Source organism: Janthinobacterium sp. SUN100, from assembly GCF_030397705.1.
In the GTDB taxonomy this organism is placed as follows: domain Bacteria; phylum Pseudomonadota; class Gammaproteobacteria; order Burkholderiales; family Burkholderiaceae_D; genus Janthinobacterium; species Janthinobacterium kumbetense.
Map to the genome: position 1 here is coordinate 603,287 of NZ_JAPUBU010000002.1, position 12,829 is coordinate 616,115.

13 protein-coding genes are annotated in these 12,829 nt (G+C 62.4%); 4 read left to right on the forward strand and 9 right to left on the reverse strand.

All coding sequences use genetic code 11. The annotated features are described in order from the left end of the window. Positions 1–64: 64 nt before the first annotated feature. Positions 65–700 carry an SAM-dependent methyltransferase gene (locus O0881_RS14905; protein WP_152253319.1) on the reverse strand — a complete coding sequence of 212 codons (636 nt, stop codon included), beginning with the start codon at positions 698–700 and terminating at the stop codon, positions 65–67. Positions 701–888: 188 nt separating this feature from the next. On the opposite strand from O0881_RS14905, the gene O0881_RS14910 reads away from it, so the two are divergent. After that, entirely contained in the window at positions 889–1,674 is a 786-nt protein-coding gene (locus O0881_RS14910) for a head GIN domain-containing protein (RefSeq protein ID WP_289911945.1), read from the forward strand. A gap of 60 nt (positions 1,675–1,734) precedes the next feature. Here O0881_RS14910 and O0881_RS14915 read toward each other — a convergent pair whose 3' ends face one another. Together O0881_RS14915 and purU are read right to left on the reverse strand one after the other, a co-directional pair. Next, the gene (locus O0881_RS14915; protein WP_070291303.1) at positions 1,735–2,277 is read right to left on the reverse strand and encodes a YaeQ family protein; all 543 of its coding nucleotides are present in this window, start codon (positions 2,275–2,277) and stop codon (positions 1,735–1,737) included. A gap of 39 nt (positions 2,278–2,316) precedes the next feature. After that, entirely contained in the window at positions 2,317–3,198 is an 882-nt protein-coding gene (gene purU / locus O0881_RS14920; RefSeq protein ID WP_077401742.1) for a formyltetrahydrofolate deformylase, read from the reverse strand. A gap of 345 nt (positions 3,199–3,543) precedes the next feature. On the opposite strand from purU, the gene O0881_RS14925 reads away from it, so the two are divergent. From O0881_RS14925 to O0881_RS14935, 3 genes are all read left to right on the forward strand, one after another. Continuing rightward, entirely contained in the window at positions 3,544–4,056 is a 513-nt protein-coding gene (locus O0881_RS14925) for a phasin family protein (RefSeq protein WP_099664830.1), read from the forward strand. A gap of 47 nt (positions 4,057–4,103) precedes the next feature. Then, on the forward strand, positions 4,104–4,541 hold the full coding sequence (locus tag O0881_RS14930) for a KGG domain-containing protein (RefSeq protein ID WP_289911947.1): 438 nt from the start codon (positions 4,104–4,106) through the stop codon (positions 4,539–4,541). Between the two features lie 171 nt (positions 4,542–4,712). Beyond that, entirely contained in the window at positions 4,713–5,225 is a 513-nt protein-coding gene (locus tag O0881_RS14935) for a M48 family metallopeptidase (protein WP_289912238.1), read from the forward strand. A 126-nt stretch (positions 5,226–5,351) separates the two neighbouring features. Here O0881_RS14935 and O0881_RS14940 read toward each other — a convergent pair whose 3' ends face one another. The 6 genes from O0881_RS14940 to O0881_RS14965 form a co-directional block, all read right to left on the reverse strand. Continuing rightward, on the reverse strand, positions 5,352–5,945 hold the full coding sequence (locus O0881_RS14940; RefSeq protein WP_289912239.1) for a PEP-CTERM sorting domain-containing protein: 594 nt from the start codon (positions 5,943–5,945) through the stop codon (positions 5,352–5,354). Positions 5,946–6,257: 312 nt separating this feature from the next. Further along, positions 6,258–6,803: a TIGR00730 family Rossman fold protein gene (locus O0881_RS14945; protein WP_180278808.1), complete on the reverse strand. Its 546-nt coding sequence runs from the start codon at positions 6,801–6,803 to the stop codon at positions 6,258–6,260. An 11-nt stretch (positions 6,804–6,814) separates the two neighbouring features. Beyond that, positions 6,815–7,588 (reverse strand): hypothetical protein, encoded by a 774-nt coding sequence (locus O0881_RS14950; protein ID WP_099664834.1) that lies wholly within the window; start codon positions 7,586–7,588, stop codon positions 6,815–6,817. A gap of 41 nt (positions 7,589–7,629) precedes the next feature. Then, positions 7,630–8,301, reverse strand: coding sequence for a TetR/AcrR family transcriptional regulator (locus O0881_RS14955; RefSeq protein ID WP_034758777.1), 672 nt, complete (start codon positions 8,299–8,301; stop codon positions 7,630–7,632). 138 nt (positions 8,302–8,439) lie between these two features. Then, entirely contained in the window at positions 8,440–9,045 is a 606-nt protein-coding gene (locus O0881_RS14960; protein ID WP_289911949.1) for a phasin family protein, read from the reverse strand. Positions 9,046–9,180: 135 nt separating this feature from the next. After that, entirely contained in the window at positions 9,181–12,816 is a 3,636-nt protein-coding gene (locus O0881_RS14965) for an EAL domain-containing protein (protein ID WP_289911950.1), read from the reverse strand. Positions 12,817–12,829: the final 13 nt, after the last annotated feature.

Genomic DNA, 12,829 nt, shown 5'->3' on the forward strand with positions numbered 1-12,829 from the left:
TTTTGCCGGCGCGCATACGAAAAAAACCGGCCAGCGCCGGTTTTTTCACGTCAAACAGCCGTTCTCAGCGGAACTTGCTCTTGTGACCCGTCTTCAGGTCCAGCGCATAACGCACGCCGTTGTCCGTCAGCATGACTTCATCGGGCGGCTCTTCGCCGGCCAGGGCGCCGTCGATCAGGGGCAAGCCTTCGCCCTTGCGCATCAGGTCGTCGCAGCGCTCGTACACGTTGGCGCAGCCCGTGGACGCCATCAGCGATTGCACGATGGCCACTTTCCACGCATCGACGCCGCCCGCATTGAATTCGCAGATCAGGTAGCCTTGCACGCCGCCGAACAGCTGCACCACCAGGCCGGGCAAGCCCTCGTCTTCGCCCTTGATCAGGGTCAACAGCTGGTTTTCGCCCGCCTTCTTGATGGCAGATAATTTTTTCTCGATGGCGGCCTTGACGCGGCGCTTGATCAGCGCGTGGTCGACCGGTTCGTCTTCCTTGAAGCTCCAGATGCGCGCGCGGATCTGCGACTTCGAATTGTAGGCGGCGCGGGCGATGAATTGCTTCGATGAGCTTTGCACGATGGCCGTCGAGCCGGGCTTCATTTTTTCCTGCGGCTTGCCTTCGACTTTTTCAATCGCGGACGCGTAAATCCACGATTGGCCCAGCAAGCTCTTTTCCTTGCCCTGTTTGATGGTGATGATCAGCATGTAATTCCAGTAGTGTGACCGGCGCGTGCCGGTCGTCGTATATCCAATACCGGCATGATACCTCATGCCATCCTGTCGCATCCTCCTGCATTCCATGCCGCTGCCGGTGCAGTCTGTCGCAGCGCACTACGCAGGCGCGGCCGGCTGGCATACCATGCAAGTATACCAATTCCAAACAGGGAGCAAGAATGACACCGACACTTTTCCACCCACGCCGTGCCCGCGCCGCCACCGTCCTGCTGCTGGCCGCCTGCGCGCTGGCCCTCCCGGCCGTGCCGGCGCTGGCCTCGCCGCTCGACTGGATTTCCGGCAACAGCATCCAGGGCAGCGGCAAGCTGCAAAAGCAGACGCGCGAAGTGGGCAATTTCCATGCCGTGGCGCTGAACGTGCCGGGCACGGTCGAATTGCGTATCGGCAACACGGACAGCATCACCATCGAGGCCGACGACAATATCCTGCCGCTGATCGAGACGGCGGTGGAAAACGGCACCTTGCGCATCCGCCCCGCCAAGCGCAACGCCAACTTCCGCCAGAGCAGCCTGAACATCGTCATCCAGGCGCGTCAGGTGGAACGCATCAGCGTGGGCGGCTCGGGCAACATCACGGCCACGGGCTTGCGCGGCGAGAATCTGCGCTTCGACGTGGGCGGCTCCGGCTCCATCCACGCGCGCGACCTCGACAGCCGCCAGGTTTCCATCGCCATCGGCGGCAGCGGCAACTTCAAGGCCAGCGGCAAGACGGAGCAACTGACGGCCTCCATCGGCGGCTCGGGCAATATCCAGGCGGGCAAGCTGGCCGCGCGCGACGTGCAGGTGAGCATCGGCGGCTCGGGCGAGGCGCAAGTGTGGGCCAAGGATGACTTGACCATCAGCATCGGCGGCTCGGGCGAAGTGAGCTACTACGGCGACCCGCGCATCAGCCGCAGCATGCAGCGTTCGAGCAGCATCAAGCGGCTGGGCGCGGCGCCGAATTAAGCCCCCGCAATGACAAAAGCCCGGAGCGATCCGGGCTTTTTGCGTTTCAGACAGGCTACATCAGCGGGCCGGCTTCACCGGTTCGCGGTCGATCAGGACCGTATTGACGCTGTCCGTCAGCCAGATCTGGCCATCCTGGATCGTGCATTGCAGCTGCATCGTGCGCTGCGCCAGCTTGCTCATGTCTTGCGCCGCTTCCGACGGCAAGTTGATCACGGTCAAGTTCTTCGCCCGTTCCAGCTTGTTCGCGATCTGCTTCCACCAGATGTGGCTGGTTGCGCCATAGCTGTAGACGATGACCTGTTCCGAACGGCCGCACGCCTTCAGGATGCGCTTTTCGTCCGGCTGGCCCACTTCGATCCACAGCTGGATGGCGCCCGTCAAGTCTTTCTGCCACAGGTCGGGCTCTTCCGTGTCGAACAGGCCCTTGGTAAACGTCAGCGCCTCGTCGGCGTGGATGGCGAACGCCAGCAGGCGCACCATCATGCGCTCGTCCGTTTCGGACGGGTGGCGTGCCAGGGTCAGCGCGTGATCCTGGTAGTAATTGCGGTCCATGTCGGCGATCTGCAGATCGGCTTTGAAAATTGTTGCTTTGAGGGCCATCGTGTTTCTGTCTCGGTAAAGTAAATAGTGAAGTCGGTATCAGCGGAAAACCACGGTCTTGTCGCCATTTTTCAGGATGCGGTGCTCGACGAACCATTTCACGGCGCGCGCCAGCACCACGCACTCGACGTCGCGGCCGATGGCCGTCAGGGTTTCCGCATCCATCGCATGGTCGACGCGCTCGACGTCCTGCTCGATGATCGGGCCTTCATCCAGGTCGCCCGTGACGAAATGGGCCGTCGCGCCGATCAGCTTGACGCCGCGGTGATGCGCCTGCGCATACGGCTTGGCGCCCTTGAAGCTGGGCAGGAAGGAATGGTGGATATTGATGGCGCGGCCGTCGAGCGCCTGGCACAGGCCTGGCGACAGGATCTGCATGTAGCGCGCCAGTACCACCAGGTCGATCTTGTGCGTGTCCATCAAGTCGATGATCTTCGCTTCCTGCGCCAGCTTGGCCGCTTCCGGCGCGCCGGTGGCCAGCGGCAGGTGGTGGAACGGAATATTGTAGCTGGCCGCCAGCTGGTAGAACTCCATGTGGTTCGACACGATGGCGGGAATTTCCACGTTCAGCAAGCCGCTCTTGTAGCGGAACAGCAAATCGTTCAGGCAATGGCCGATCTTCGACACCATCAGCATGACGCGCGGCTTGACGCGCGCATCGTGCAGCTGGCCGTGGAAGGGGCCGTTCAACTGCATGGCTTGCGACAGGTCGGCGAAGTCGCTGCGCAACTGGGCGTCGCTGACGGCGCCGTCTTCCAGCGCGAAATGCACGCGCATGAAGAACAGCTGGGATTCCTGGTCGCCGAACTGGGCGGAATCGAGGATGTTGCAGCCGCGTTCGGCCAGGAAGCCGGACACGCGGTGCACGATGCCGCGCTGGTCCAGGCAGGACAGGGTCAGGATGTATTCGGGATGCGTCATGGTCGCGGAATAAAGCAAAAAAAGTGGGCTATGCTCGGCTCAGCCACGCGCGCCGGCCATCGGCTGCGCTGCCGCGAGCCGACTATTGTCGCACGGCCAGGCCAGTCAACCCGCATTTTCCACACAAGCAACGTGGCTGCCGGCAGCGGCAGGCCGATTCACGTTCATTTGATCTAACACAAAGTCATCGCATTTTTCCGCCTGCCAGGCGCCATTCCCCCGCCAAACGGGCCACTGGCGTGGAACCTGGCACGCCATCCGGCGTCTATCCCTTTGCTTGTTTCACCATACGCCGCATCCGGTGCACCGGGTGTTTCCTGGATCCGTTTTTCATTGAGGTAGAACATGTTCACAAACAGTATTTCCCCCAGTTTCAGCCCTGCCCTGAAGTCCCACCTGGAGGCCCAGTGCAATTTCGCCACGGAACTATCGCGCAAGCTGGTCGATACGGCGCAGCAACTGAGCGAGCTGCATCTGCGGCTGGCGCAAGACTTGCTGCAGGAATGGAGCAGCGCCAGCCAGCAACTGCTGTGCGCGCGCGACACGGGCGAGTTCATGTCGCTGGCCGCGGCCCAGTTGCAGCCGAGCAGCAACAAGCTGCAGCAGTACCAGCAGCAGCTCGGCAACCTCGTCGCCAACGCCAATGTCGAAATGAACCGCACGGCAGAGAACCACCTGCCCGAAGCGAGGCGCACGGCCGTAGCCTTCGCTGACGAAGTGGTGCGCAAGACGGCCGAGGAAACGGAAAAAGCCACGCAGCGCCAGCGTGAAATGATCGAAAAGATGCACGCCACGGCCCCCAGCAATGGCGCCGGCCGCAGCCGCGATACCGGCAGGCAATCCGATCAGGCGCATTGAGCACTTGAATTGACCACTTGACCCCACTCGACAGCAAGGAGAGCGACATGGCTAGCAATCAAGGTAATGAACAGGGCAAAGGCGCTGGCAGCAGCCAGAAAGCCGGCGAATCGGGCAGCGGCAAAGGCCCGAGCAAGCGCGGTTTCGCCGCCATGAACGAGGAACAGCAACGCGAAATCGCCAGCAAGGGCGGCCAGGCAGCCCATCAAAAGGGCACGGCGCATGAATTCGACTCGGAAGAAGCGCGCCGGGCCGGACAGAAAGGCGGCGAAGCCGTCAGCCGCAACCGCGAACACATGGCGGAAATCGGCCGCAAGGGCGGCGAAAGCCGGCAATCGGCCCAGCGCGCCAATGAAAGCCGCAGCGGCACGGCCACGCGCAGCAGCGGCACGGCCACGCGCAGCAGCGGCACCGAGCAGGGCCGCACTGGCCGGCAAGGCGGCAAGGACGAGGACGACAAGGGTGGAGCAGGCGGAGCGGGCTGAGCGGGACAGGCCGCCGGGCTGCCCCTGCGGCGCGCGGCCTGATGCAGGTAGGCAGGGGCGGCCCTGGCAGCCCAGGCAGCCCCGTGCAAGGGCTGGCGCAGCGCGGGGGGCGGCGGTATGGTACATTCTCGCCTTACCGACACCTCCGCGCCACGCCCCGCCCTTCCCCGCATGCAGCCATCCCTGAAATACCTGAGCGCCTATTCCGAACAAACGCAAGCGCAAGTGCAGCAACTGATCGCGCAAGACAAGCTGGGCGACGTCCTGTTGAAACGCTATCCGAACGCGCACGATGTACGCAACGACAAGGCTTTATACCAGTATGTACAGGACTTGAAGAATGAATTCCTGCGCAATGCCGACCCCATCAACAAGGTGGCGTTCGACAGCAAGATCCATGTGATCCAGCACGCGCTGGGCTTGCATACCTCGATCTCGCGCGTGCAAGGTGGCAAGCTCAAGGCCAAGCATGAAATCCGCGTGGCCACCATGTTCAAGGAAGTGCCGCTGGAATTCCTGCGCATGATCGCCGTGCACGAACTGGCGCACGTGAAGGAAAAGCAGCATGACAAGGCGTTCTACAAGCTGTGCACATATATGGAACCGCAATACCACCAGTACGAATTCGACGTGCGCCTGTACCTGACCCAGCTCGACCTGTCCGGCCAGCGCCTGTGGTCATGACATCCACATAACAATGCCGCCCCGGGCATCCATTGGGCGGCATTGTTGGTGTGGGTCAGAGTAGCCGCCCGGCAAGACGGGGGGCTCATGACGCATGTGCCGGCGGGACCGGCAGCGTGCTCAGGCTCAGGCGGCGTTCTTGCGGCGGCGCAGGAAGGCCAGCAGGCCCAGTCCGCCCAGCATCATGCCGTAGGTGGCCGGTTCCGGCACGGCGCTCACGCTGGCGGCGATATTGTCGACCTGGAAGGTGTGCAAGGCGCCCTCCTGCCACGTTGCCGACAGCAGGTTATTGAAACCCGTGAACGTGTAATCGCTGAAGTTATGGCTGCCATCGAGGCTGAAGGTCTGGGTCACCGTGCCGCCGCCCACCTGATGGCCGAAGAACGTCACGTCGTAAGGGCCAGGCAAGCTCACGAAATCAGCCAGGCGGATCGAGCTCAGCGAGAAAGCGGCGCCATCGGTACGGCTCAAGGTTGTCGTCGTCAGCACGGTGGCGCCAAGACCGGCCGAGCCGGCATAGGCAAAGTTGCTTTGATGTGCGGAACTCAACAGGCCCAGGAAGCTGCTGTCGAAATCGTAGCCGCCTTCGGAATAGGAATCGAAGACGGAGCCGAGGATGCCAGGGTGTTCCAGCGCATCGAAGCCGATGACGGTGGTTTGTGCGTGGGCGCCGCCGGCGGCGAGAATGGCGGCGACGGCAGTCGCGCGCAAGAGAGTCATTGGTTTCACAATAGTATCCTTTCAAGATGATGAAGTAGCGAGGTTGTGGCAACTTGCAATATCTAGGCGTCGTAGCGGGAAACGGGAGGCGCCTCGCTGGGTGTCCGACATGCCTGTCTTTTGAACAATTGCAGTAGAACACATTCATACATAAAAAGCATCTTCATTTTCAAAAAAACATGCCTGTGTGGAAACATTCTAGCTATATTTATATTAATTAATTAATTGATCTTGATCAATTTTCCCGCACAGAAATAAAAAAGCCATGCATTTCACAATGCATGGCTCTGGATGAGACTTCACAAAGAAGATTTACGGCGCACTATCCTTCAACCGCTGCACCAGGGCCGCAGGATCGGCATCGGCGTTCAGGAACGCCGCGTGCTGCGGGCGGATGAAGCCCTGCTCCTTGCCGTTTTGCACGAAAGCGATCAAGCCGTCATAAAAACGGTCGACATTGAGCAAGCCGATGGGCTTGGCGTGCAAGCCCAGCTGCGCCCAGGTGAGCATCTCGAACAGCTCTTCCAGGGTGCCATAGCCGCCGGGCATGGCGATGAAGGCGTCGGACAGGCTGGCCATCATCGCCTTGCGCTCGTGCATGTCCTTCACGATGAACTGCCGCGTCAAGCCCGTGTGGCCCACTTCGCGCTCGACCAGTTGGGTGGGAATCACGCCCGTCACCTCGCCGCCCAGGCGCAGCACTTCATCGGCGATCACGCCCATCAGTCCCACCTTGCCGCCGCCATACACGAGCGAGATATTTTCCGCCACCAGCACGCGCGCCAGTTCGCGCGCCGCCACGGCATAGTCCGGCGAGACGCCCGCGTTGGCGCCGCAATACACACATAAAGCCTTGATCACAGTATTCCCTACCCTTTCAATTCATCGATCGCCGCCTCGACCTCGAGGCGCTCCTTGGCGTCCAGTGCCACGCACTCGGCCGCCTTTTCATACAGGGCCAGCGCTTCCGCCAGCTTTTTCTTTCCGTCCAGCATATTCAAGGCGCGCGCATATTCGCTGTGCGCCAGCGCCGAATACGGCGTCAGGGCCAGCGCCGTCTTGAAGTGCTGGTAGCCATCTTCCTTGTTGGCGCCGTAGGTCAGGCCGCCTATCATGGCGCCGACCTTGTCGATAATTTCCGTATGATAAATCCCAAACGCGATATGCGCTTCCGCATGCATGGGCGCCACCGTCATCGTGCGGTCCAGGCTATTGCGCACGCGCGCGCCCATGCCCTGCGCCAGGGCCTTGACGACGGACGTGCCCAACGCATAGCGGCCCAGGCTGTAGGCGTGCCAGTAGTAGCCGGCCGGATTGTCCGGCTGCTCGCTCTGCTGGCGTTCGCAGCGCTCCGCCACTTCCTCGTACATGTCGAGTTTCCGGCTGTCATCCACTTCCAGGTGCGTGGCATAGATGCAGGTCGCCTTGTGCGCCACCGCATAGCCGGGCACGCCGACAGCCAGGCCCAGTTTCACGGCCCGCTCGAAGTCGCCCGCATGGAAGGCCAGCCACGCCTGCACCAGCGCCGGGTGCGTGGGAAAGGGTTCCACATCGCCCGCATGCAGGCGCGCCCAGGCCGCTTCCAGGGTTTGCGGGGTGTAGACATATGCTTCGTCCGGATAAGGAAATTGTTTCCAAGCCATATATCTCTCCTGTAAATGACGACGTGGCGCCAGCAGTCGCGTCAGTCGTTCTTGAGTTTTGTCACATACTCTTCCGACAGTTTGCGAAACAGCAAATGCGTTTCATTGCGTAAATACGGCCCGATCAGGGACAGCACCTGGTAACAGCCGCGCGCCAGCGCGTCGGACATCGATTGCTGCTCGCTGTACTTGCGCGGGTTGCGCACATATTCGTACGACAGCCAGTAGGTGGCGACGACCACCATATTCGTCGCCATCGCGGCCACTTCCATGTCCGACGCTTCCAGCGACTGTTCGCTGCGCAAGTCTTCGCACAGCTGCGTGGCCACCTTGATCTTGTGCGCCAGGATCAGCTTGAAGTGCAATTCCAGCTTGCGGTTGCGCGACAGCAAATCGTTGAGGTCGCGATAGAAGAAGCGGTAGCGCCAGATCAGTTCGAACATCAGGTGCAAATACAGCCAGACATCCTCGATATTCGAGCGGCGCCCGTCGGGCACGGTCAGGATGCGTTCGATTTCCGCCTCGAACTGGACGAAGATGGAATTGACGATGTCGTCCTTGTTACGGAAGTGGTAATACAGGTTGCCGGGCGAAATGTTCATCTCTTCCGCAATCACGGTCGTCGTGATATTCGGCTCACCAAACTCATTGAACAGGCGCAGCGACAACTCCAGGATGCGTTCGCGGGTACGGCGTGGTGCTTTTTGTAGCATGGCGGGCAATCTCTCTGTGTTCTGCCTCAAGCATACCACCTAAGATAGCTGTAATGAAACACTCCGCCCCCGGGCGCCGGCGAAAAGCCCGGGCAAGAAAAAGCCTGCTCGCGCAGGCTGGAGGGATGCGGCGCCGGCTCAGGCGGCCGGCGCTTTTTTCTTCGCCGCCGGTCTCGCCGCCGGCTTGCTCGCCGCTTTGCTCGCCGGCTTGGCCGCGGCGCGCGGCGCGCTCCGGGCTGCCGGCTTGGCCGGGGCCTTGGCGACGGCCGCTTTCGGCGCAGTTTTCGGTGCAATTTTCGGCGCCGCCTTCACGGCGGGCTTGGCCGCGGCCTTCGGCTTGGGCGCCGGCGCGGCCTGGGCCGACAGCGCCGCCACTTGCCGGCTCAAGGCGTCGATCTGCGCATGCAGTGCGGAAATATCCTGTTGCGTGGGCACGCCGATGGTGGCCAGGGCGCGCGCGACACGCTCTTCAAACACCTGTTCCAGCTTGTCCCAGGAGCCGCTGGCCTGCTTGCCCACGCCATCGGCCAGCTTGCTGACACTGTCGCTCACGCCGGAAACCTTGTCTTCGGCGCGCTTCTGGAATTCCGTGCCTTCCTTCACCAGCCGGGAAAACACGCGTCCCCCCTCTTCCTGCGCCTTGGCGAAGGCGCCCAGGCCCGCTTGCCATATCTGCTGTGCCGACGAGCGCACGGCGTTCGCCAATTCCTTGTCTTCCGCCAATTCCTTCAATTTCTTCACCATCGCCAGCTCCCGTCATATGAAAGGCCATGCCACTTCATGGATACTTTTTATTCTAGTGAGCAAAACTAGAGACGGGAGTCTAATCCGATAGAAAGCTGCCTCAGAAGGTGCGCCAGCGCACGCAGCGGCCAGCGCCTAGGCCGCCGCCTTCACCTGGCCATGCAGCAGCTTGTGCAGGCGGAAACCTTCGCGGATATTCTCGCGCAGCACGGCGCCTTTCCACGGTTTCGTGTAGAAGCGGTCGACGGCGCCGCGATTGATGGCCGCCATGATGGGCGTCAGGTCGGCAAAGGCCGACAGCATGATGCGGAAAGTGTCGGGACACAGGTGCTTGACCCGCTCCATGAATTCGGTGCCGCTCATGAGCGGCATGCACTGGTCGCACAGGATCACCTGCACCTTGTGGCGCGCCAGGATGTCGAAGCCTTCGGCGGCCGTCTGCGCCGTGAGGATGCGGTAGCCGTCCTGCGCCAGGAAGTCGCTGAGCACGTCGAGCATGAAGACATCGTCGTCGACGATCAGCAGGGTTTGCTGCTCTTCGCCGGCAGCATCCTCAGGCGCCTGCAGCAACTTGCCGCCCATCAACATCTGTTCGAATTCCTCGTGCGGCACGGGGCGGCTGAAATAATACCCCTGCATCTCGTCGCAGCCGTGGCGCCGCAAATAGGCCAGCTGCGCATCGTTTTCCACGCCTTCGGCGATCACTTCCAGCTTCATGCTGTGCGCCATGCTGATGATGGCCAGCACGATGGCCGCGTCATCCGGATTGCTGGTGACTTCGCGCACGAAGGCGATGTCGATCTTCAGCTTGTCGATGGGAAAGCGCTTCAGGTAGGCCAGGCTGGAATAGCCGGTGCCGAAATCGTCGATGGAAATCTGGATGCCCAGCGCCTTCAAGTTGCGCAGCACGGCGATGGTTTCCTCGGCGTTCGACATCAGCGAGCTTTCCGTCAGCTCCAGTTCCAGCAGCTCGGGCGCGATTTCGTATTTGCGGATGGCCTTGAGCACCTCCTCTTCCAGGCCGCCGACGAAAAACTGGATGCCCGAGACGTTCACCGACAGGTGCACGGGCCCGATGCTGCTGGCGCCCCACTCGCTGATTTTCTTGCACGCTTCGTCGAGCACCCAGTTACCGACGCGCACGATGAGTCCCGTTTCTTCCAGCAGGGGGATGAACAGGGCCGGCGAAACCATGCCGTGGCCGGGGCGGCGCCAGCGTATCAGCGCTTCGGCACCGCTGATGCGCCCCGAGATGATATTCACCTTGGGCTGGAAGAACAGCACGAATTCCTCGTTGTCGATGGCGCGCCGCAGGGCGTTTTCCATGTCCAGCCGCGCCATCGACTGCGCATTCATTTCCGCCGTGAAGAAGCGGAAGGCGTCGCGGCCCGCCTCCTTGGCGCGGTACATGGCCGTGTCGGCATATTGAATCAGGGTGTCCGCATCGACGCCATCGTCGGGGTACACGGAAATGCCGATGCTGACCGTCACCGTCACTTCATGGCCCTGCAAGTCGAAGGGCTTGCGCATCGCCTCGCGCACCTTGTGGACCACGCCCACGGCATGCTGGGCGCCGTCGGGCAGCACCAGGATGGTGGCAAATTCGTCGCCGCCAAAGCGGCCGATGGTATCGCGCACGCGCAGGCAATCGACCAGGCGGCTGGAAAACTGGCGCAGCAGGTCGTCGCCGATGGTGTGGCCCAGGGTGTCGTTGATATTCTTGAAGCGGTCGATATCCATGAACAGCACGGCCACGGCCCACTGGTGTTCGGCCGCCTGGGCCAGGGAATGGGTCAGCGAGACGTAGAACTGGCTGCGGTTCGGCAAGCCCGTCAAGGTGTCGAAATGGGCCAGCTTCATCAGGCGCTGCTCGGCATCCTTGCGCTCGGTGATGTCGCGCGCCACGGCCACCAGGATCCAGCTCTGCCCCGAGCGCAGGGTGCGCCGCTGCACTTCCACCGACAGCGGCGAGCCATCCTTGCGCTGCAGCTGCAATTCCGTCATCGGCCCGCCCTGGTCGCCGGCCAGCAGCTTGTTGTACAGCTCTTCCAGCTGGGATTCGCCCTCGTGCGCGCGGCCAGGCCCCACGCGCAGGAAATCCTCGCGCTCGAAACCGAGCATGCGGCAAGCCGTCTGGTTGACGTCGACGAAGCACATGCCGGCGCGGTCGACGAGGAAAATCGCGTCGGCCGTGGCGTCCATCGCCAGGCGGAAGCGGCGCAAGTCTTCATCGAGGCGGATGCGCGCCGCCATGTCCAGTGTCAGCTGCTCGTGATGGCGCTTGATCTCGTCGTACAGCAGCAGGTTGTCGTAGGCGACGGCGATCTGCGCCGCCACCGTGGCGGCGACCCGCTCGTCGACTTCGGAAAACTCAGTCGCCCCCAGCTTGTCGACCAGGTACAGCCAGCCGTGGCTGCGTTCGCGCGAGGCGATGGCCACGCCCAGGAAGGAGTGCACGGGCGGGTGCGTGTCGGGCAGGCCCAGCGCGCCGGGGTCGCCCTTCAAGCCATTGACCCGGTAGGGCTGGCGCTGCTCCAGCAAGCGGTTCAGGATACCCGTGCGCGGCGCGCTGGCGATGCGTTCGAGGTTTTTCTCGGCGCCGCACGAAGAAAAATAGCTGAGCTTTTCGGCGCCCTCTTCCAGCACGCCGATGCAGGCGTACTTCGAGACGCAGATATTCTGCGCCACCTTGCAGCCCGCCTCGATCAGGGCGCGCGGATCGCGTTCGGCGCCCAGCTCGATGCCCAGTTCGATCAAGGCCGTCAGGCGCAGGCTGACCGCCTGCAGGCTCGACAGCGAACGCGACAGGCGCTCCGTCATGACGCCCAGGTCTTCGGGGATGGCGGCCTGGCCCTCGCGCTGGCTGGCCAGCTGCGAAATCTGCTGGCTGCTCGATTCGAGTTCATCGAGATAGCCGCTGACCTGGTGCTCGATGCCCGCCAGCTTGCCCGAGGCGGGAAGCGCCGCGCCGCCGGCGCCCGGCGCCCCCGGCACCTGTGCCGCCGCCGGCATCAGCCCCAGCGCCTCGTTGACGGTGCGCACGATGACCTCGGGGTCGGACGGCTTGGGCAGCACCCAGCGCACGCCGCAGGCCTGCGCCAGCAAGATCGCTTCCTGCTCGCGGTAGGTGGCCGTATAGAAGATGATGGGCACGTCGGTCAGCGCGGGATCGGCATGCACGCGCGTGACGAATTCGTAGCCGTCCATGTTCGGCATGAGGATGTCGGAAATGATCAGGTCGGGCCGCTCGGTGCGCAGGATTTCCAGCGCGTCGGCGCCATTCGCCGCTTCCAGCAGGCGGTGGCCGCCATAACCCAGCAGCGCGGTCAGGAATTCGCGGTTCAGCACATGATCATCGACGATCAGGATGGTGGCTATGTCGTTTTTAACTGGCGTCGACGGCGCCCCGGGTAAAAAAGACTCCAGCTCCGCAACGAAAAGGTCGGGCTCGATCGGCTTGCCGATGTAGCCATTGAAACCCGCCTCGAGCAGGCGTTCGCGGTCGCCCACCATGGCCAGCGCCGTCACGGCCAGGGCCGGGATCGCGCGCAGCCGCGGGTCTTTCTTCAGCTCCGCCACCACGCCGTAGCCATCGAGCTTGGGCAAATGCACGTCGCAAATGATCAAGTCCGGCAATTCGCTGCGCGCCATGCGCACGCCCTCTTCGCCGTCATAGGCTGCCAGCGGCGTGTACCCGAAGGCACGCAGCAAATACACCATCAATTCCATATTGGTGGCGTTATCTTCAATAATCAGGATACGTGCGGACAATTAGCGCCCCCAA

Bases quoted from the DNA above. Each gene is read 5' to 3' on its own strand.
- purU (WP_077401742.1), bottom strand. From the start codon at position 3,198: ATGACGCATCCCGAATACATCCTGACCCTGTCCTGCCTGGACCAGCGC.
- O0881_RS14930 (WP_289911947.1), top strand. From the start codon at position 4,104: ATGGCTAGCAATCAAGGTAATGAACAGGGCAAAGGCGCTGGCAGCAGC.
- O0881_RS14955 (WP_034758777.1), bottom strand. From the start codon at position 8,301: ATGCTACAAAAAGCACCACGCCGTACCCGCGAACGCATCCTGGAGTTG.
- O0881_RS14910 (WP_289911945.1), top strand. From the start codon at position 889: ATGACACCGACACTTTTCCACCCACGCCGTGCCCGCGCCGCCACCGTC.
- O0881_RS14960 (WP_289911949.1), bottom strand. From the start codon at position 9,045: ATGGTGAAGAAATTGAAGGAATTGGCGGAAGACAAGGAATTGGCGAAC.
- O0881_RS14905 (WP_152253319.1), bottom strand. From the start codon at position 700: ATGCTGATCATCACCATCAAACAGGGCAAGGAAAAGAGCTTGCTGGGC.
- O0881_RS14925 (WP_099664830.1), top strand. From the start codon at position 3,544: ATGTTCACAAACAGTATTTCCCCCAGTTTCAGCCCTGCCCTGAAGTCC.
- O0881_RS14950 (WP_099664834.1), bottom strand. From the start codon at position 7,588: ATGGCTTGGAAACAATTTCCTTATCCGGACGAAGCATATGTCTACACC.
- O0881_RS14940 (WP_289912239.1), bottom strand. From the start codon at position 5,945: ATGACTCTCTTGCGCGCGACTGCCGTCGCCGCCATTCTCGCCGCCGGC.
- O0881_RS14935 (WP_289912238.1), top strand. From the start codon at position 4,713: ATGCAGCCATCCCTGAAATACCTGAGCGCCTATTCCGAACAAACGCAA.
- O0881_RS14915 (WP_070291303.1), bottom strand. From the start codon at position 2,277: ATGGCCCTCAAAGCAACAATTTTCAAAGCCGATCTGCAGATCGCCGAC.